This window comes from Xanthomonas sp. Leaf148 (assembly GCF_001423585.1).
In the GTDB taxonomy this organism is placed as follows: Bacteria; Pseudomonadota; Gammaproteobacteria; order Xanthomonadales; family Xanthomonadaceae; genus Xanthomonas.
On record NZ_LMOP01000008.1, the window covers coordinates 227,769 to 245,690 of the forward strand.

The following is a 17,922-nucleotide window of genomic DNA, read 5'->3' on the forward strand; positions in this document are numbered from 1 at the left end:
CGGATGTGGCAACGCCTTTAGCGCACCCCCGGTTGCGGTAGGTCCATAGGCTTGGTGCACGCGTGCTGTACAGCACGCCCATGCCTGGATCCATCAGTGCGTGTACCGTAGCGCGATGGCAGTGTTCTTCCCCGCACAATGAGTACCTATCACCTGCAACAGGTCTTCCGCCCCAGCACCGTTGCGGTGGTGGGTGGCAGTCCGCGCGATCGCTCGGCCGGGCGGGCGGTGGTGCGCAATCTGCGCGCGGCCGGCTTCCCTGGGCAGATCGGTTGGGTGAGCCCGCGCTATAGCGAGATCGATGGCGTGCGCACGGTGGCGCGCTTGACCGATCTGCCGTGGGTACCCGACCTAGTGGTGATCACCGCACCAGCGCGCATCGTGCCGCGCATCGTCTCCATCGCCGCGCGGCGCGGGGTGGCAGCAGCCATCATCCTCACCGCCGGTTTGGGCCGTGGCCCTGGTTCGCCGGCCGCACGCATGGAAGCGGCCGCACGGGCAAAGGGCATGCGCATCCTCGGCCCGCATTGCCTGGGCGTGATCGCCCCGCATGCGCGGCTCAATGCCAGCATCGCCGCGCACTGCCCACAGGCCGGCGATCTGGCGCTGATTTCCGAATCCAGCGCCATTGCCGCTGCCTTGGTGGAGTGGGGCGTGGCGCGCTCGGTCGGGTTCTCGGCGGTGGTGTCGCTGGGCGATACGCTGGATGTGGACTTCGGCGATCTGCTCGATTACTTCGCCACCGACTACCGCACCCGCGCCATCCTGCTCTACGTCGAACGCATCGGCGATGCGCGCAAGTTCATGTCGGCCGCGCGTGCGGCCGCACGCGCCAAACCAGTGGTGGTGGTCAAATCCGGCCGCCAGTTCCGCATCAATCCCAATGCCGATACCCACGCGCAGGCGCTGGCCGGCTCGGATGCGGTGTATGGCGCCGCGTTCGCGCGTGCCGGGCTGCTGCGCGTCGGCGCATTGGACGAGTTGTTCGCCGCGGCCGAAACGCTGGGCCGGCTTGGCAGCTTCCCGGGCCGGCGTCTGGCCATCCTGAGCAATGGAGGCGGGGTGGGGCAGCTGGCGGTGGACCAGTTAGTGCTGCGTGGCGGCACGTTGGCCGAGTTGTCGGCCAAGACCCTGGAGCGGCTGGACCAGTCGCTGCCGGAAGGCTGGTCGCGCAGCAACCCGGTGGACATCATTGTCGACGCCGATGGCGCGCGCTATGCCGCGGCGATCGAAGCGCTGCTGGACGACCCCGAAAACGACGCCTTGCTGGTGGTCAACGTGCCCACCGCGTTCACTTCCTCGGCCGACGCGGCCAAGGCGCTGACCCGCGCGCTGGAGCAACGCAACCGCTATCAGCGCGACAAGCCGGTGTTCGCGGTGTGGCTGGGCCAGGACGACGCGGCGATCGCCGCGCTCAACGCCGCGCGCGTGCCCACCTACGCCACCGAATCGGATGCGGTGCGCGGCTTCACCCACCTGGTCCGTTACCGCGAGGCGCAGGCGGCGCTGATGGAAACCCCACCCAGCCTGCCGGAAGACTTCGTGGTGGATGCCGGCATCGCGCGCGCGGTGGTCGATGAAGCCTTGGCTGCGGGCCGGCGTTGGTTGGACCCGGTGGCGACCAATCGGCTGCTGGCCGCCTACGGCATCCCGATCGTGCCGTTGCAGGTGGCCACCACCGCCAACGAGGCCGCCTTGCTGGCCGACCCGCTGCTGGCAATGGGGCGCACGGTCACCTTGAAGGTGTTGTCCGGCGACATCGCGCACAAGTCCGACGTGGATGGCGTGCGCCTGAATCTGTCCAGCGTGGCGGCGGTGCGCGAGGCGGCGGCCGGCATCCTGGCGCGTGCCCGCGCCGCGCTGCCGAACGCGGTCATCGAAGGGGTGATCGTGCAGCCCACCGTGCTGCGGCCCAAGGCGCGCGAGTTGATCGCCGGCATTGCCGACGATCCGGTGTTTGGCCCGGCGATCGTGTTCGGCCGTGGCGGCACTGCGGTGGAGGTGATCAACGACCGCGAACTGGCGTTGCCACCGCTGGATCTGCGCCTGGCCCACGAGCTGATCGGCCGCACCCGCGTCTCGCGCATCCTCAAGGCCTATCGCGACGTGCCGGCCGCCGACGAGCGCGCCGTGGCGCTGGTGCTGGTCAAGCTGGCGCAGCTGGCCGCCGACATCCCGGAAATCACCGAGCTGGATATCAACCCGCTGCTGGCCGACCGCGATGGCGTGATCGCGCTGGATGCCCGCGTGGCGGTGGCGCCGGCGCGCAAGCTGCACAAGGGCCGCGGTCATCCGCGTTTTGCGATCTTCCCGTATCCCAAGGAATGGGAGCGCCAGATCGCGCTTGGCGATGGCACCCACGCGCTGGTGCGCCCGGTGCGCCCGGAAGACGATGCATTGTTCCGCGCCTTCTTCGCGCGGGTCACCGATGAAGACCTGCGGTTGCGGTTCTTCCAGTCGGTCAAGCATTTCAGCCACGAATTCATCGCCCGCCTGACCCAGCTCGATTACGCCCGCTCGATCGCGCTGGTGGCCATCGACCCCAAGACCGGCGACATGCTTGGCGCGGTGCGCCTGCATGCCGACGCCGATTACGAGCGTGGCGAGTACGGCATCCTGATCCGCTCCGACCTCAAGGGCCACGGCATCGGCTGGCAGCTGATGCGCATCATGATCGAGTACGCACGCTGGCTGGGCCTGAAGCAGATCGAAGGCCAGGTGCTGCGCGAGAACCGCACCATGCTGGCGATGTGCCAGAGCCTGGGCTTTGGCGTACGCCCGGATCCGGACGATGCGACCCTGATGGCGGTGACACTCCCTATAATGGGCGAGCCGCGCCCGGCCTGACGTTGCGTCACGCCGCGGTCCCCCATCCTCCACCGCACGCCGGATCTGCCGGGCTTTGCCCTGGCCCGTTGTTCCGGCTGTCGTCTCGGCCCGCCTGGGAGTGTCAATGTTTCGCGAGTTCAGAATGTCGTTGTTGGTCGCCGCCGTCTGCCTGGGCGTCGCCGCCTGGTGGGGTCACACCACCTCAATGGGTTTGTGGCAGGCGTTGTGGTTGTGCCTGGTGCTGAGCGTGCTGGAGGTGTCGTTGTCGTTCGACAACGCGGTGGTCAATGCCGGCGTGCTCAAGCACATGAACGCGTTTTGGCAGAAGCTGTTCCTGACCGTGGGCATCCTGATTGCGGTGTTCGGCATGCGGCTGGTGTTCCCGATCGTGATCGTGTCGGTGGCGACCGGCATGGACCTGGTGCCGGTGATGCAGATGGCGCTCAAGGAGCCGGAGCGCTACAGCCAGGTGCTGACCGACAACTACCCGTCCATCGCCGCCTTCGGTGGCATGTTCCTGCTGCTGGTGTTCCTCAACTTCCTGTTCGACCAGGAGCGCAAGCTGCACTGGCTTGGCCCGGTGGAGCGGCTGGTCGGCAAGCTGGGCAAGGCCGATGCGATGTCGGTGATCGTGGCGGTCACGGTCCTGCTGTGCACCAAGCTGTTCCTGCCCGAGGCGATCTTCCAGAGCGTGCTGTTCGCCGGTCTGGGCGGCATCCTGCTGTATCTGCTGGTGGGCAGTGTGGATGCCTTGTTCGAGTCCGAAGAAAGCGAAGACGGCATGGGCCCGGCCAAGCGCTCGGGCATTGCCGCGTTCTTGTACCTGGAGGTGCTGGACGCCTCGTTCTCGTTCGACGGCGTGATTGGTGCATTCGCCATCACCCGCGACGTGGTCATCATCATGCTGGGCCTGGCGATCGGCGCGATGTTCGTGCGCTCGATGACGGTCTACCTGGTGCACAAGGGCACGCTGGACGAGTTTGTGTTTCTGGAGCACGGGGCGCATTACGCCATCGGCGTGCTGGCGATCATCATGCTGGTGGGCACCGTCTACCACGTGCCGGAAGTGCTGACCGGCCTGATCGGCGTGGCCTTCATCGTCGCCTCGGTGTGGTCGTCGATCCGCTACCGCAAGCGCCACCACATCGGCCCGACCGAGATCTGAGGCCGCCCGGCTGTGCGCAGGGCGTCACGCCGTTCACTTGAGAGCGGCCGGACTGCGCTTTCGCGTCTATTGGACGGGCGCTGCTAGATCTGTGTTTTGGCTGCAAGGCCCTTGCCTGCCCTCGCACTGTGAGTTTGCTGCGGGGCCCTTGCCCGCCCACCATCGCGGGACACGCCGTGAATCCGTCCCTGGAGGCTCTTACGCGGCATCCATGCCGCGTAAGGTCCCGCGACGGTGGGCGGGCAAGGACCAGTCGAGATGGTGCGCGCTATAAGCGGCTTTTACGCGAGCACCGACTAACGTTCTGGTGCGGTGTCCTCGCCGATTGCGGGACCGTATGGCGGCATGGATGCCGTCACCGAGCCCCCAGGGACGGGTTCACGGCGTGTCCCGCACGCGGTGAGGGCACCGCGCGCTCGACCTGGATTCGGCAGTGGCGCGCTCCTGGTGTTGCCGGGCGTGCCGCGCGACATCGCTCCGCGCCGGTCAATCGCCCGGGCGATGCTTGGTTGTGGGGCTCTGTACTGATGAAGTGCGTTGGCGCGTGTTGCGGATACGCCGCCGTTAGAGCAGCGCGCCAAGCGTGCGGTGCCGGCTGAGGCAGTGACGCGGCCAACTGTGACCGGCTTCAGCATTGATGCGTGTCGCAGCCAACCCAACCGAACCCAACTGGTCAGCAAAAATGCCCGTTTGGGCCTTGACTGCGCAGTCGAATTGGCGGGTCCTGCGGCCTGGCGACGACCGTTCGTCAGACAGTGCTTTGTGCCACAAGGGTTTGCGGTTTTTTCCTACATTTGGTGTTGACCCCTCCCAGCTACCCCACTATCTTGGGGGAGTCGGTGGTTGGCTGCCCCAAGCAGCTGGACCTGAAAGAGCACGAACTGCGGTAGGTACGCGGTCGATCAGCCTCCTCGCCGCAACCGCATTCGGTTTCATCCAGTCATCCAGGGCAGTGCCGTGGAGCGGACTGCGTGGGCCGATGGGGTTGCGGTTGTTTCGCCACTGACCACCACGCGACAGCACACCGCGCGGTGGCGGCCGTGGAATCTCCGGTAAGGAGATGGCTGGTGATGGCGATGCCGCCGCAGACTGCGTGTCTTGCGTGCTGGTCGTCCCGCACCGTCATCGCTGTCCAGGGAGTCCGGAACCGGTCGTAGCCCGTCCCCGAGCGGGTTCGTGTGCCTACGCATGGAGGACGCATGACCACCAACGACACCCTTGCCGCGATCGCCGCCGGTACCCTAACCAACACCAGCGTTCCCGCCAGTGTCAGCGCGCCCGCCCGTAGCGCGCCGGAGTTGACCGACCCGTCGGACGTCGTGCCGCCCCCCCGCCAAGCCATTGCAATGCACGCACAGACCATCGAAGAACAAACCGTTTCCACCTGGATCACCAAGGAAGCCGGCAATCGCAAGATTCCGTTCGAGCCGGAGCGCCTGGAGCGCGCCATCGATCAGATCCATGCCGAGTTCCCGCAGCTGGACGTGGCCGACTACAAGCGTTCGGTGTTCGGCTTTGTCGATCGCAAGGACAGCGTCAATGCCGACGACCTGGTCGACCACCTGATCCGCGAGGCCGAGGCCCGCGTCGATCTGACCACCCCGGAGTGGGAGCACTTCGCTGCGCGTCTGTATCTGCGCCGCCTGTACAAGCGCGCCAGCCGCAACCGCTTCTACGACGCCAGCCAGAAGTACGGCTCGTTCGTCGGCCTGCAGGAAAGCCTGGCCGACCGTAATGTCTATTCCAACGACATCCTGCGCCGCTATTCCAAGGACGAGCTGATCGAAGCCGGCAAGATGATCGCGCCCGAGCGCGACACCTTGTTTGCCTACAACGGCCTGTACCTGCTGGCCACCCGTTACCTGGCCACCGACAACTCGCGCGGCGTGTTCGAGCTGCCGCAGGAGCGTTGGCTGACGATTGCGCTGTACCTGATGCAGGACGAGATCGGCACCGGCAAGGGTAGCCGCGAGCGCCGCATGCAGCTGGTGGGCGAGGCCTACTGGGCGCTGTCCAACCTGTACATGACCGTGGCCACACCGACGCTGGCCAATGCCGGCAAGGTCGGCGGCCAGCTGTCGAGCTGCTTCATCGACACCGTCGACGACAGCCTGCAGGGCATCTACGACTCCAACACCGACGTGGCGCGCGTGTCCAAGCACGGCGGCGGCGTGGGTGCGTACCTGGGCTATGTGCGTTCGTCCGGTTCGGCGATCCGCGGCGTGTCCAATTCGTCCGGCGGCGTGGTGCCGTGGATCAAGCAGCTCAACAACACCGCCGTGTCGGTGGATCAGCTGGGCCAGCGCAAGGGCGCCATCGCGGTCTATCTGGACATCTTCCACCGCGACATCGAGTCGTTCCTGGATCTGCGCCTGAACAACGGCGACCAGCGCCTGCGCGCGCACGACGTGTTCACCTCGGTGTGCATCCCGGACCTGTTCATGGAAGCGGTCGAGCGTCGCGGCGACTGGTATCTGTTCGATCCGCATGAGGTCAAGCGGGTCAAGGGCTGGTACCTGCAGGATTTCTACGACGAGAAGAAGGGCGACGCCAACAGCAGCTTCCGTCGCAAGTACGAGGAAGTCGTTGCCGACGAGCGCATCACGCGCAAGACCGTCAAGGCGATCGAAATCTTCAAGCGCATCATGGTCAGCCAGCTGGAAACCGGCAATCCGTTCATGTTCTATCGCGATGAAGTCAATCGCAAGAACCCGAACAAGCACGAGGGCATGGTCTATTCGTCCAACCTGTGCACCGAGATCCTGCAGAACATGAGCCCGACGCGGATGATGCAGGAGATCATCAGCGGCAATCAGATCGTCACCACCAAGAAGGCGGGCGACTTCGTCGTGTGCAACCTGTCCTCGATTAACCTGGGCCGCGCAATCATCGCGCAGGACGACCAGGCCGATCTGCTGGGCGCCGACGTGCTGGAGCGGTTGATCCCGATCCAGGTGCGCATGCTCGACAACGTGATCGATCTCAATCAGCTGCCGGTGCCACAGGCCACGATCACCAATCAGAAGTACCGCGCCATCGGCCTGGGCACCTTCGGTTGGCATCACCTGCTGGCGCAGAAGGCCATCCATTGGAATGCCAAGGAAGCCGAGGATTACAGTGACGAACTGTATGAGCGCATCAACTACCTGACCATCCAGGCGAGCATGGAGCTGGCCAAGGAAAAGGGCACCTACAGCGTGTTCCGCGGCAGCGACTGGCATAACGGCGAGTACTTCCGTGCGCGCGATTACAACAGCCCGCAGTGGCTGGAGTTGTCGGCACAGGTGTCGGTCAATGGAGTGCGCAATGCGTGGATGCTGGCCGTGGCGCCGAACATGAGCACCGCACAGATTGCCGGCTCCACCGCGTCGATCGATCCGATCTACAGCGCGTTTTATTACGAAGAAAAGAAGGACTTCCGTCGTCCGGTCGCCGCTCCGGGCCTGTCGCTGGAAACCTGGCCGTACTACGAAAAGGGCGCCTACAAGGTCGACCAGTTCGCCAGCGTGCGCCAGAACGCGCGTCGTCAGCGCCACATCGACCAGTCGATCAGCTTCAACTTCTACGTGCCCAGCACCATCCGTGCGAGCACGTTGCTGGATCTGCACATGACCGCCTGGCGCGAAGGCTTGAAGACCACGTATTACGTGCGCTCCAACGACATCGATATCAGTGAGTGCGAGTGGTGTAGTAGCTAAGCGCATTCGCGCTTCGCTTCCACGGTTCGCGTTGCGAACCGTGGACCCTGCTTCACCAGCTCCCACACCCCGCGCCTTCGGCGCGCCCCCTAACTTAGGGGGCTTTCCTCCAGCGCGATTTTGCCGCCGTCGTCCCGCTCCACACGCGAGCTAGACCCGGAACACGAGTAGAGAAACCCATGTCCGCAACACCGCTTGAGCGCATCAAGATTCTGGAGCCGCGTCACCCCAACCGCTCCACTGCCATCATCAATGGTCAGACCTCCGGCATCCTCAACTGGAACGATATTCCGTACCCGTCCTTCTATCGGGCGTACAAGGAGCTGTCGACCAACTTCTGGATCCCCGACGAGGTGGACATGAAGGGCGATGCGCGCCAGTACAACGAGCTGTCGTCGCGCGAAAAGAATGCCTACGATTCGATTATCGGCTTGCTGGCCACGCTGGATTCGCCGCAGACGCGCTTCATCTACAACGTCGCCGAATACATCACCGACCCGGCCGCGCATGCCAATGCCGCGATCATCGGCCAGCAGGAAGTGATCCATAACGAGAGCTACAGCTACGTGCTGGCCTCGATCACCGGCCTGGCCGATCAGAACCGCGTGTTCGAGCTTGCCCGCACGCACCCGACCATCATCAAGCGCAATGCGCCGATCATGGGCGCCTACGACGACTTCCTGCGCGACAAGACCGCCGAAACGCTGATCCGCGCGCTGATCCAGTCCTCGATCCTGGAAGGCATCAACTTCTATTCCGGCTTTGCGTATTTCTACAATCTGGTCCGCCAGAACCGCATGACCGGCACCGGCAAGATCATCAGCTTCATCAATCGCGATGAGCTGGCGCATTCCAAGTTCATCAGCGAGCTGATTCGCGCCATCATCGGCGAGAACCAGGCGCTGCAGGGCGACCAGCTCACCGACTACGTGCACAAGGCGTTCGAGCACGCGATCGATCTGGAAACGGTATGGACCGCCGAAGTGCTGGACGGCATCGACGGCATCGACGTGGACGAGATGATCCGCTACGTGAAGTACCGCGCCAACAAGATGGCCGGCATGCTCGGCATCGAGAAGCTGTACGAAGGCGCCAACGACAACGTGATGCCGTGGATCAAGGCCTACGCCGACAACTTCACCGAAACCAAGACCGACTTCTTCGAAATGCGCAATGCGTCGTACAAGAAGACCAATTCGGATAATGGGTTTGATGATCTTTAAAAGACTTTAGTGCCTCATTTTTCAATGGAATGGAGTCGGTATGTCTCGCCTTAAGCCTTCCTTCGTCTTGAATATTCGAGAGGCGCTCGAACAATCAAAGTTCACACCTCAAGACTTTGAAATTGAGCTACCGACGGCTGGTCAAGTTCTTGTAAAGATAGTTTTCTCTCACAAGTCGGAGTATTTTCTATCTTTGGCCGAGACCACTAAGCAGGAGCGCGTTACTGTCGAGACTAAGTATTTTCAACAGTCGCGGACTCAACAGGTAGTACATACGGCATATCTCCTTAGACTTTCACCGGGAGAGTTTAAGACTCAGATCGAAACTGAGATCAGCGAGCCGGGTGACATCCTTCGAGAAATACCAAAATGGTGCAACAACATTCGTGCGGATCTCTACGCGGTTATCCCATCCAGGGATCCTTTAGAAGAGCTTCGAGCTAAATTGAATGAAAGCATTGAAGGGCGAATTGAAGATCCGAATGCACTTTTCTCCGAAGAAGAGTTGGAAGCTGTTGATGAGCGGTTCGACAAGATTTTTAAAGAATTCGTTGATTTGAAAGAGCAGCTGTCGCTCACCCAGCAGCAACTAAGTAAAATACAAGCTGAGTTTCAAGAGTTTAAAAGTAGTGCTCGCGTATATCCCAAAGGAATGTGGGCAAAGATGACAGGAAATCGTTTCCTTGGTTCAACTTGGAAATTCGTGAACACATCGGAGGGTAGGACGTTCCTGTTTGATCAAGCTCGTCGCTTGCTTGGTCAAGGGGATTAAGAACAGTTTGGAATTAAAGCCTACTTTCTGATCCTGCCCTTACATATGAGCGCGCACTGAAAAGAATCAATTACTAATATGCGCATCCTCCTCGCCCACACCTCGCTCAGCGGCAACACGCGCGATGTCGCGCGTGCGATCTGCGCGCGCTGCGAAGAGTTGGGCCATGCGGTAACCTGGATCGATGCCGATATCCAGACGCTGGCGCAGGCGTGCCCGGATGGCGCCGAACATGATCTCTACATCCTCGGTAGCTGGAGCATCAACGCCGGGCGTACGCCGCCGGAGATGAAGCGCTTCATCGAACAGCTCGTCAACGCGGTCGGCAAGCCGGAGCGGCTGGCGGTGTTCGGCACCGGCGAGACGCAATGGGGTGAGGAGAACTACTGCGGTGCCGCCCGGCGCATCGCCGCGTTCTTCGGCTCGCGCTATCCGCGGCTGGAGATCGAACAAATGCCCCACGGCGAACGCGACGCCACCAAGATCCAACACTGGACCGACACCATTCTTGCTCTTACCGACACACCGTTCGAGAACACCTCCCATGCAGACGCTCCACGCCTCCACACCTGACGACTACGTTGCCGCTCTTGCTGCGCATCCGCGCTTGCTGGTTGACTACTACAAGGACAATTGCCCGGGTTGCAAGATGCTCGACATGTCGCTGACCAAGTTCGCCGCGAGCGAGGACGCCGCAGGCGTCGCACTGCTCAAGGTCAAGCTGGAAGTGGTTGGCGAGGAGTTCTTCCGCAGCCTGGGGTTGCGGCAGACGCCTACTCTGGCCTTGTTCAAGGACGGCGCCGAAGTGACGCGTCTGCCCGGCTTCCAGTCGCCGGCGCAGGTGGAAGCGGCGGTCCGCAGCGGCCTGTGATGGCGACGGGCGCCCGGTCGATGCGAGGCGCCCGGCGATGAACGCCACCATCACCATCGTCGCCTGGAGCTTCCTGCTGGCGGGGCTGGGGTTGTTGACCGGTGCGGCGCTGTTGCCGGATCAGGCGCGCTGGATCCTGTTACTGCTGGGCGTGGCGTTCGGCGGCGTGGGGGGCGGCATCCTCGGCTATCGCGGATGGCATGCGCGGCGTGCTGCGTGGTTGCGCCGGCATGGCACGGTGGTGGAAGCGCGCTTCGTGTGCATCGAACACAATGCGTCTTTGCAGGTCAACGGTGTGCACCCGTTCCGTATCCTGGCCCAACGCCACGACCGCACGCATAACACCTTGACCGAGTATCGCAGCGATAACCTGTGGACCGATCCGCAGCCGTTCCTCACAGATGGGCAACCGCTGCGCATCTTCGTCGATCCGCAGCGTCCGGCGCGTTACCACATGGACCTGAGTTTCCTGCCGACGCTGCGCAGCTGATCGGGCTGGCTTTCCTTCCTTTTCCGGTACCGCCTTCATGACCAGCGCCACACCCGTTCCGCCGACCGAAGTGCGCATGGTCGAAATCGTGTTCCCCAACCACACCAATCACATGGGCACGCTGTTCGGCGGGCAGGCGTTGGCGTGGATGGACAAGGCCGCGTTTCTGGCCGCCTCGCGCTATGCGCGGCGTGCGGTGGTGACCGCACGCTCGGACCAGGTGGATTTCAAGCTGCCGATCCGTCAGGGCCAAATGGTGGAAACCATCGCGCGGGTGGTGTCGGTGGGGCGCAGTTCGATCAAGGTGGAAGTGGAGCTGATCGCCGAAGACCTGCTCAGCGGCGCGCGCGAGCTGTGCACACGAGGGCACTTCGTCATGATCGCCCTGGATGCCGATGGCAAGCCGACGATGGTGCCGCCGTTGCCAGCTGCTGGCGCTAGCTGATCAGGACCAGCGCGGCCATAGCGTCGCGAGCACTCGTCGGATGCGAGCGGCGATGAAGCGCGCACCCAGCGCTCGCCGCCGCCACACCTGCTCGATGCTTGCGCAGTTGCCAGATCGCCGCTGTTATTCCTGGACCTCGCGGTCCTCGCGCTTGGTTTCTTCCATCGCTTCGGGTTCCAGTTCTTCGGCGCTGCGATTGAGTTTGACGAACACGCCCCAGGCGATCAGCAACAGCGCAGCGCACAGGCCGACGGCAGCGGCATACGGCAGCTTGGCTGGGTCCTCGTGCATCAGCTCGAAGATCGATACCAGCGTTTCGATCGCCAGCGCGATCACGATCACCACGAAGAACCTCGACAGGTAGCGGCGCACGCGGGTGGGGCCGCTGACCTTGACGTCGCGCAGGATCTCTTCTTCGAAGATGGTCTGGCCCAGCTCCAGCGTCACCAATGCCACGGTGAGCAGGCCGATGGCTTCCAGCACCACGTTGAAGCGGTCGCGCACCACCATGTCGCCGCCCGGGGTGAAGCCATGCCACAACTCCAAGCCGGCCATCCCCACCAGCCCCGCTGCGCACAGCACGAAAAACGCCAGGATCACGAAGTGACCGGCACGGAACAGGTGGCTGAGCAGCTTCATGGGAGGCGACGCGGGTGATGGGACGCAGAGCATCGTGCGCAACGCGTCGTTGCAGCGCGAAGGCTACGCGAACCCGGCGCGCCCTCATCCGGCGCTTTGCGCCACCTTCTCCCGCAAGCGGGAGAAGGGACGTGCCAGAGCAACGAGGTGTAGCTCCCGCGAGCGGGAGAAGGGATGTGCCAGAGCAGCGAGGTGTAGCTCCCGCGTGCGGGAGAAGGGGCGTGCCAGAGCAACGAGGTGTAGCTCCCGCGTGCGGGAGAAGGGGCGTGCCAGAGCAACGAGGTGTAGTGGAGACGGAGGCCATCGGCCCAGTGCCGTGTAGCTACCATCATCCTAGCTCTCTGCTCTCTGCTCTCTGCTCTCTGCTCTCTGCTCTCTGCTCTCTGCTCTCCGCTCTCTGCTCTCCGCTCTCCGCTCCCTTCCCCCGCCTGCGGGGGAAGGTGCCCGAAGGGCGGATGGGGGTGCGGTTTACACGTAGCCCAACCGCTCGCACGCACTCCAACAGCCTCAGCTATGCCGCAACACCTGATACGCCTGCAGATGCACATTCGCCGCCATCAGCAGCGGTGCATTGCGACCGGTCTCGCGCACCCGTTTCAGCATGTCGCCAACGATCTGCGCCGCTTCCACATCCTGGCCGGCTTCCAGATCGCGCAGCATCGACGCCTTCAACGGCGAATCCACCTGCAACAAGGTCTGCAAAGCTTTTGCACGCGCCGGCTCGGGAATCGTCTGACCGGCCGCATCGGCGGCCCATAGGCATTCGTTGTACACGCCGTTGATCAACGCACGCCCATCGTCGGTGGCGACGATCGCGCCGACCGGTGCGCGCATCAGGCAGGTGGCCGCTGCCAATGCGGTGAGGAAGCTGTATTTATTCCACTGCTCCTGCGCGATCTGCGTGCTGGCCACATGGTCAATACCCGCCTGCGTGCATGCTGCGGCAAACGCCTGCACGCGCGCCGAGTCTGCGCTGCCATCGCGCTCGCCAAAGGTGATCGCCGCCGGCTTGCCCAGATGCAGAATCTCGCCGTGTTCGCCCTTGGTCGCGCTGATGAAGCACAGCCCGCCCAGCACCCGCGCCGCGCCGAAGCGCTCGTCCAGCGCCGCGTAATGGCGCAGCCCGTTGAGGATCGGCAGCACCGTGGTGTGTTCGCCCACGGCCGGTGCAATCGCCTCAAGCGCGTTATCCAGGTCGTAGGCCTTGCAGCTGAGCATCACCAGATCGAACGGCTGCTGCGCTACCAGCGCCGGCAATGCAGCGGCGGTGACATGCGCCACTTGCAGATCCGCATCGCCCAGCGGGCTGCGGATGCGCAAGCCATCGGCCTGCAACTGCGCCGCCCGCGCATCGCGCACCAGGAAGGTGACGTCCACGCCGGCCTGCGCCAAACGTCCGCCGAAGTAGCCGCCGGTACCGCCGGCGCCGAGAATGAGCATGCGCATGAAGTGATCTGTCCTCAGTCAATTTAGTCTTGCCCTTCCCCGCAGGCGGGGGAAGGTGCCCGAAGGGCGGATGGGGGGAAGCGCGTCCGCCAGCAACCGGCGTTCCCAATAAAATCCGCGCCCGGCGTTAGCTCCGCAACCCCACGCCACGGCGCAGCAGCCACAGCGCCAGCGCGCTGAGTACCGCGACAAAGCCCAGCATCAGCGCGTAGGCCACCCAGATCGGCACGTCGGAGCTGCCGAGCAGGCCGTAACGGAAGGCGTTGACCATGTAGAAGATCGGGTTGGCATGCGTGGCCGCTTCGGCCCAGCCGGGCAGCAACTTCACCGAATAGAACACACCGCCCAGGTAAGTCAGCGGGGTCAGGATGAAGGTGGGCACGATCGCCACGTCATCGAACTTCTTGGCGTACACCGCGTTGACGAAGCCGGCCAGCGAAAAGATGATCGCGCCCAGCAGCACGGTGGTCAGCGTCACGAAGGGATGCGGGATGCGGACCGGGGTGAAGAACATGGCGATGATCAGCACCAGCGCACCGACCATCACCCCGCGCAGCACCGCGCCGGACACATAGCCCCACAGGATCACCCAGTTGGGCATCGGGCTGACCAGCAGTTCTTCGACGTGGCGGCCGAACTTGGCGCCGAAAAAGCTGGACGAAATGTTGCCGTAGCTGTTCTGGATCACGCTCATCATCACCAGGCCCGGCACGATGAACTGCATGTAGGTGTAGCCGCCCATGTCGCCCACGCGCGAGCCGATCAGCCCGCCGAAGATCAGGAAGTACAGCGTCATGGTGATGGCCGGCGGCACCAGGGTCTGGCCCCAGATGCGCAGGATGCGCTGCACTTCGCGGCGCACGATGGTGCCCAGCGCAATCCAGTTGCGTTGGCGGGGTGTTGCGGGAACAGCGGACATCGAAGGCTCCGGGGAAGTCATGGGTGACCTGCCGGGCGCACGGGCGCCGCTGTAGCAGGAGCCGGGTCGGCGAGGGTCTCGCCGGGTCCGGTCAGACGAACGAACAATTCTTCCAGCCGGTTGCTCTTGGTACGCATCGAGCGCACCCGGATGCCGGCATCGCCTAGCGCGGCGAACACGCGGTTGAGGTCCATCGCGCGCGGCATGTCCAGATCCAGCGTGTGGCTGTCGATGGCGGTGAGCGTGGTGCCTTCGATCGCCGGCAGCTGAGCGGGCAGGTCACCGTCGATGTCGAACAGGAAGCCTTCCACGTCGAGCTTGGCCAGCAATTCGCGCATCGGCCCCTGGGTGACGATCTGGCCGTGGTTGATGATGGCCAGGTTGCGGCACAGGTGCTCGGCTTCTTCCAGGTAATGCGTGGTCAGGATGATGGTGGTGCCGGCGGCGTTGATCTCTTTCAGCACGCGCCACATATCGCGGCGGATCTCGATGTCCACGCCGGCGGTGGGCTCGTCCAGGATCAGCAGGCGCGGCTGGGTCATCATCGCGCGGGCGATCATCAACCGCCGTTTCATGCCGCCGGACAGCGTGCGGCTCATCACCTGGGCTTTTTCCCACAGGTGCGCGCGGCGCAGCTCCACTTCGGCCAGACGCTCGGCTTCCGCACGCGGCATGCCGTAGAAGCCGGCGTAATTGACCAGGATGTCGAAGGGCTTTTCAAACAGGTTGAAGTTGACCTCCTGCGGCACCAGGCCGATCAGCCGCATCGCCTCGCTGCGATGGGCGACCAGATCGGTGCCGAACACTTCCACCTGCCCGCCGGACAGGTTCACCAGCGAGCTGATGATGCCGATCAGGGTCGATTTGCCGGCGCCGTTGGGGCCGAGCAGGGCGAAGAAATCGCCTGGCGCCACATCCAGCGACACGCCCTTGAGCGCCTGGGTGCCGTTGTCGTAGGTCTTGCGCAGATCGCACACGCGCAGGGCGGGTGCGGTGATCGGAGATGGGGAATTCAAGGTGTTCCTTCGCGTCAGCGTGACGGCGCAGCGAGTTGCAGGCCGTTATTATAGAAGCCCGCGGGGGCAAGCCCCGATCACAGACTGTCCTAAATACGTTCGTGCCTGTTCAATTTCCCCTCAAGCTTGTCGACCGGCGCATGATTGCGCCCACCGTGGCCCACTGCCAGTTCGTGCGTGACGACGGGCAGCCGCTGGATTTCCAGCCCGGGCAGTTCATCCAGATCCACTTCAATGGCGCCGATGGCACGCCGACCAAGCGCAGCTATTCGCTGGCGACCATCCACGACCATGCGCTGGGACCGGGCGAGGCGGTGGATATCGCGGTGAGCTTCGTGCCCGGCGGCTCGGCCACCGCGCTGTTCGAAGGCCTGCAGATCGGCGACCAGTTGCAGGCCAGCGGCCCGTATGGCCGTTTCTGCCTGCGGCCGGGCGATGCCAACCAGCGCTATGTGCTGATCGCCACCGGCACCGGGGTCACCCCGTACCGGTCGATGCTGCCGTTGCTGGCCGAGGCGATCGCCAGCCGTGGCGTGCAGGTGGTCCTGCTGCAGGGTGCGCGCACCCCGGCCGAGCTGCTGTACGGCGAGGATTTCCGCGCGTTTGCCGACGCGCACCCGCAGTTTCGCTACGTGCCGTGCTTGTCGCGCGAGCTGCCTGACTCGCCGCATGCCGATGTGCGGCACGGCTATGTGCAGCAGCATCTGCCCGAATTCGCGCCCGATGCCCAGACCGATATCGCCTATCTCTGCGGCAACCCGGACATGGTGGACACCTGCGTCGAGGCACTGAAGACCGCCGGTCTGCCGAACGCGCAGATTCGTCGCGAAAAATACGTCAGTCCGCCACCGGCAAAGACCTGAGGACCGCCGGCGCCGCCGCGATGGCGCCGGTAACCGCAGGCACGCTGCACCGTCATGCAGCGTGCCTGCGGTTGCACACGCGCGAGGCTATGCCCGCGCTGTGTGCAGTGGCGGGCGTTGCAGCTCGACCGTGATGTGCACCAGTTCTTCGTGAATCTGCAACGCAGCGCGGACCAGGTCCGCATCGATGTCTGCGTCAGTGACCAGGCTGAGCACGCAGGCGTAGCGATCGCTGCCGACGCGCCACACATGCAGGTCGGCGATGGTGATCGCATGCGGAAGCTCGGCGATGACCTGCCTGACTTCCGCCACCACCGGCGCGTCCATTTCCGCATCCAGCAGCACGCGGCCGGTACTGCGCAGCAGTCCCCACGCCCACACGGTGACCAGTACCGCGCCGACGATGCCCATGAGCGGATCCAGCCACGTCACCCCCCAATGCATGCCGGCGACCAAGGCCACGATCGCCAGCACCGACGTGGCGGCATCGGCGACCACGTGCAGATACGCGGCACGTAGATTCAGATCGGCGTGACCGTCGTGGTGGTGATCATGCTCACCATGCGCGTGACCATGACCATGACCATGACCATGACCATGATGCGCATGCCCATGGCTGTGATCGTGCCCGTGCGCATGCGAGTCGCGTAACCACCACGCACAGATCAGATTCACCAGCAGGCCGATCACCGCGATGACCGTGGCTTCCTGATACTGGACGGGCTGGGGCGAGAACAGCCGTTCCACCGACTGGAAGGCCATCAGGCCGGCCACGCCCAGCAACAGCAGCGCGCTGCTGTAGCCGCCCAGCACCTCGACCTTCCAGGTGCCGAAGGTAAAGCGCGGGTCGGTGGCATGCCGCCGCGCAAAGCGGTAGGCGAACAACGCCAGCCCCAATGCAAGCGCATGCGAGCTCATATGCCAGCCATCGGCGAGCAAGGCCATGGAATTGAGTGTCCAGCCGCCGACGATCTCCACCACCATCATCACCACGGTCAGGATCACGGCCTTGCGGGTGTTGCGCTCGGCCAGCGGGTTGGTGCTGGCAAAGCGGTGCGACTGCGCGCAGTGGGGCGCGGTGGGCGTGATCGACATCGGTGTGAGCTCTGGCTACGATACCCCCACAGGGTATCTGAGATACCCCCATGGGGTATCTGAGATACCCCCATGGGGTATAGGGTAATGTCACATCTGAACCACGATAAATCCAAGCTCCTGGCGCGCGTGCGCAGGATCCGCGGGCAGGTGGAAGGGCTCGAGAAAGCCTTGGCGCAGGACGTGGACTGCACCGCGCTGTTGACCCAGGTCGCCGCGTTCCGTGGTGCGGCGCAGGGGTTGATGGTCGAGTTGCTCAGCGAACATCTCAAGCATCACGTGGCCGCGCCGGATGCGCTGGGCGACCGGGAGCTGGCGGTCGACGATGTCGCCGCCATCCTCAAGACCTATCTGAAGTGACGCCGCTGCTGGCCTGATACCGTGCGCGGATTACCTGCGCAGCGGCGCCAATCGCAGCGTCCATCCATCCGCGCTGCCAGCCACGGCGATG

General features: G+C 63.9%; 16 protein-coding genes. 11 read left to right on the forward strand and 5 right to left on the reverse strand.

Going from position 1 to position 17,922, the window contains the following annotated elements:
* Positions 1 to 138 precede the first annotated feature (138 nt).
* From ASF90_RS05655 to ASF90_RS05695, 9 genes are all read left to right on the forward strand, one after another.
* Positions 139 to 2,847 (forward strand): bifunctional acetate--CoA ligase family protein/GNAT family N-acetyltransferase, encoded by a 2,709-nt coding sequence (locus ASF90_RS05655; RefSeq protein WP_055847053.1) that lies wholly within the window; start codon positions 139 to 141, stop codon positions 2,845 to 2,847.
* A gap of 106 nt (positions 2,848 to 2,953) precedes the next feature.
* A complete protein-coding gene (locus ASF90_RS05660; protein ID WP_055847055.1) occupies positions 2,954 to 3,994 on the forward strand; it encodes a DUF475 domain-containing protein in 1,041 nt (346 codons plus the stop codon).
* 1,199 nt (positions 3,995 to 5,193) lie between these two features.
* A complete protein-coding gene (locus tag ASF90_RS05665) occupies positions 5,194 to 7,692 on the forward strand; it encodes a ribonucleoside-diphosphate reductase subunit alpha (RefSeq protein WP_055847057.1) in 2,499 nt (832 codons plus the stop codon).
* A 179-nt stretch (positions 7,693 to 7,871) separates the two neighbouring features.
* Positions 7,872 to 8,915 (forward strand): ribonucleotide-diphosphate reductase subunit beta, encoded by a 1,044-nt coding sequence (locus ASF90_RS05670; protein WP_055847060.1) that lies wholly within the window; start codon positions 7,872 to 7,874, stop codon positions 8,913 to 8,915.
* Positions 8,916 to 8,955: 40 nt separating this feature from the next.
* Positions 8,956 to 9,687: a hypothetical protein gene (locus ASF90_RS05675; RefSeq protein WP_055847062.1), complete on the forward strand. Its 732-nt coding sequence runs from the start codon at positions 8,956 to 8,958 to the stop codon at positions 9,685 to 9,687.
* 78 nt (positions 9,688 to 9,765) lie between these two features.
* Positions 9,766 to 10,260: a flavodoxin gene (locus ASF90_RS05680; RefSeq protein WP_055847065.1), complete on the forward strand. Its 495-nt coding sequence runs from the start codon at positions 9,766 to 9,768 to the stop codon at positions 10,258 to 10,260.
* Positions 10,232 to 10,558 carry a thioredoxin family protein gene (locus ASF90_RS05685; RefSeq protein ID WP_055847068.1) on the forward strand — a complete coding sequence of 109 codons (327 nt, stop codon included), beginning with the start codon at positions 10,232 to 10,234 and terminating at the stop codon, positions 10,556 to 10,558. The genes ASF90_RS05680 and ASF90_RS05685 overlap by 29 nt, the downstream gene beginning before the upstream one ends.
* Positions 10,559 to 10,595: 37 nt before the next feature.
* Entirely contained in the window at positions 10,596 to 11,048 is a 453-nt protein-coding gene (locus ASF90_RS05690; protein WP_055847072.1) for a hypothetical protein, read from the forward strand.
* Between the two features lie 37 nt (positions 11,049 to 11,085).
* Positions 11,086 to 11,493 (forward strand): acyl-CoA thioesterase, encoded by a 408-nt coding sequence (locus tag ASF90_RS05695; protein WP_055847075.1) that lies wholly within the window; start codon positions 11,086 to 11,088, stop codon positions 11,491 to 11,493.
* A 123-nt stretch (positions 11,494 to 11,616) separates the two neighbouring features.
* Here ASF90_RS05695 and ASF90_RS05700 read toward each other — a convergent pair whose 3' ends face one another.
* From ASF90_RS05700 to ASF90_RS05715, 4 genes are all read right to left on the reverse strand, one after another.
* Complete coding sequence (locus ASF90_RS05700; protein ID WP_055847079.1) at positions 11,617 to 12,132, reverse strand: hypothetical protein; 516 nt, start codon at positions 12,130 to 12,132, stop codon at positions 11,617 to 11,619.
* A 507-nt stretch (positions 12,133 to 12,639) separates the two neighbouring features.
* A complete protein-coding gene (gene panE / locus ASF90_RS05705) occupies positions 12,640 to 13,578 on the reverse strand; it encodes a 2-dehydropantoate 2-reductase (RefSeq protein WP_055847082.1) in 939 nt (312 codons plus the stop codon).
* A gap of 127 nt (positions 13,579 to 13,705) precedes the next feature.
* Positions 13,706 to 14,518, reverse strand: a complete 813-nt coding sequence (locus ASF90_RS05710; RefSeq protein WP_193552640.1) for an ABC transporter permease — start codon at positions 14,516 to 14,518, stop codon at positions 13,706 to 13,708.
* Positions 14,515 to 15,513 (reverse strand): ABC transporter ATP-binding protein, encoded by a 999-nt coding sequence (locus tag ASF90_RS05715; RefSeq protein WP_055847087.1) that lies wholly within the window; start codon positions 15,511 to 15,513, stop codon positions 14,515 to 14,517. Before ASF90_RS05715 ends, ASF90_RS05710 begins: the two co-directional genes overlap by 4 nt.
* 35 nt (positions 15,514 to 15,548) lie before the next feature.
* Here ASF90_RS05715 and ASF90_RS05720 point away from each other — a divergent pair, with 35 nt between their 5' ends.
* A complete protein-coding gene (locus tag ASF90_RS05720) occupies positions 15,549 to 16,376 on the forward strand; it encodes a ferredoxin--NADP reductase (RefSeq protein WP_082473431.1) in 828 nt (275 codons plus the stop codon).
* Positions 16,377 to 16,463: 87 nt separating this feature from the next.
* On the opposite strand, the gene dmeF is transcribed toward ASF90_RS05720, so the two are convergent.
* The gene (gene dmeF, locus ASF90_RS05725; RefSeq protein ID WP_055847093.1) at positions 16,464 to 17,471 is read right to left on the reverse strand and encodes a CDF family Co(II)/Ni(II) efflux transporter DmeF; all 1,008 of its coding nucleotides are present in this window, start codon (positions 17,469 to 17,471) and stop codon (positions 16,464 to 16,466) included.
* 87 nt (positions 17,472 to 17,558) lie between these two features.
* Between dmeF and ASF90_RS05730 the strand changes: the two genes are divergently transcribed.
* Complete coding sequence (locus tag ASF90_RS05730; RefSeq protein ID WP_055847097.1) at positions 17,559 to 17,831, forward strand: metal/formaldehyde-sensitive transcriptional repressor; 273 nt, start codon at positions 17,559 to 17,561, stop codon at positions 17,829 to 17,831.
* The last annotated feature ends 91 nt before the right edge of the window (positions 17,832 to 17,922 follow it).

What these genes read in the sequence shown, in the direction of transcription:
- ASF90_RS05680 (WP_055847065.1), top strand. Translation starts at nt 9,766, where the DNA reads ATGCGCATCCTCCTCGCCCACACCTCGCTCAGCGGCAACACGCGCGAT.
- ASF90_RS05695 (WP_055847075.1), top strand. Translation starts at nt 11,086, where the DNA reads ATGACCAGCGCCACACCCGTTCCGCCGACCGAAGTGCGCATGGTCGAA.
- ASF90_RS05690 (WP_055847072.1), top strand. Translation starts at nt 10,596, where the DNA reads ATGAACGCCACCATCACCATCGTCGCCTGGAGCTTCCTGCTGGCGGGG.
- ASF90_RS05710 (WP_193552640.1), bottom strand. Translation starts at nt 14,518, where the DNA reads ATGACTTCCCCGGAGCCTTCGATGTCCGCTGTTCCCGCAACACCCCGC.
- ASF90_RS05730 (WP_055847097.1), top strand. Translation starts at nt 17,559, where the DNA reads ATGTCACATCTGAACCACGATAAATCCAAGCTCCTGGCGCGCGTGCGC.
- ASF90_RS05700 (WP_055847079.1), bottom strand. Translation starts at nt 12,132, where the DNA reads ATGAAGCTGCTCAGCCACCTGTTCCGTGCCGGTCACTTCGTGATCCTG.
- ASF90_RS05670 (WP_055847060.1), top strand. Translation starts at nt 7,872, where the DNA reads ATGTCCGCAACACCGCTTGAGCGCATCAAGATTCTGGAGCCGCGTCAC.
- dmeF (WP_055847093.1), bottom strand. Translation starts at nt 17,471, where the DNA reads ATGTCGATCACGCCCACCGCGCCCCACTGCGCGCAGTCGCACCGCTTT.
- ASF90_RS05660 (WP_055847055.1), top strand. Translation starts at nt 2,954, where the DNA reads ATGTTTCGCGAGTTCAGAATGTCGTTGTTGGTCGCCGCCGTCTGCCTG.
- panE (WP_055847082.1), bottom strand. Translation starts at nt 13,578, where the DNA reads ATGCGCATGCTCATTCTCGGCGCCGGCGGTACCGGCGGCTACTTCGGC.
- ASF90_RS05665 (WP_055847057.1), top strand. Translation starts at nt 5,194, where the DNA reads ATGACCACCAACGACACCCTTGCCGCGATCGCCGCCGGTACCCTAACC.
- ASF90_RS05675 (WP_055847062.1), top strand. Translation starts at nt 8,956, where the DNA reads ATGTCTCGCCTTAAGCCTTCCTTCGTCTTGAATATTCGAGAGGCGCTC.
- ASF90_RS05685 (WP_055847068.1), top strand. Translation starts at nt 10,232, where the DNA reads ATGCAGACGCTCCACGCCTCCACACCTGACGACTACGTTGCCGCTCTT.
- ASF90_RS05655 (WP_055847053.1), top strand. Translation starts at nt 139, where the DNA reads ATGAGTACCTATCACCTGCAACAGGTCTTCCGCCCCAGCACCGTTGCG.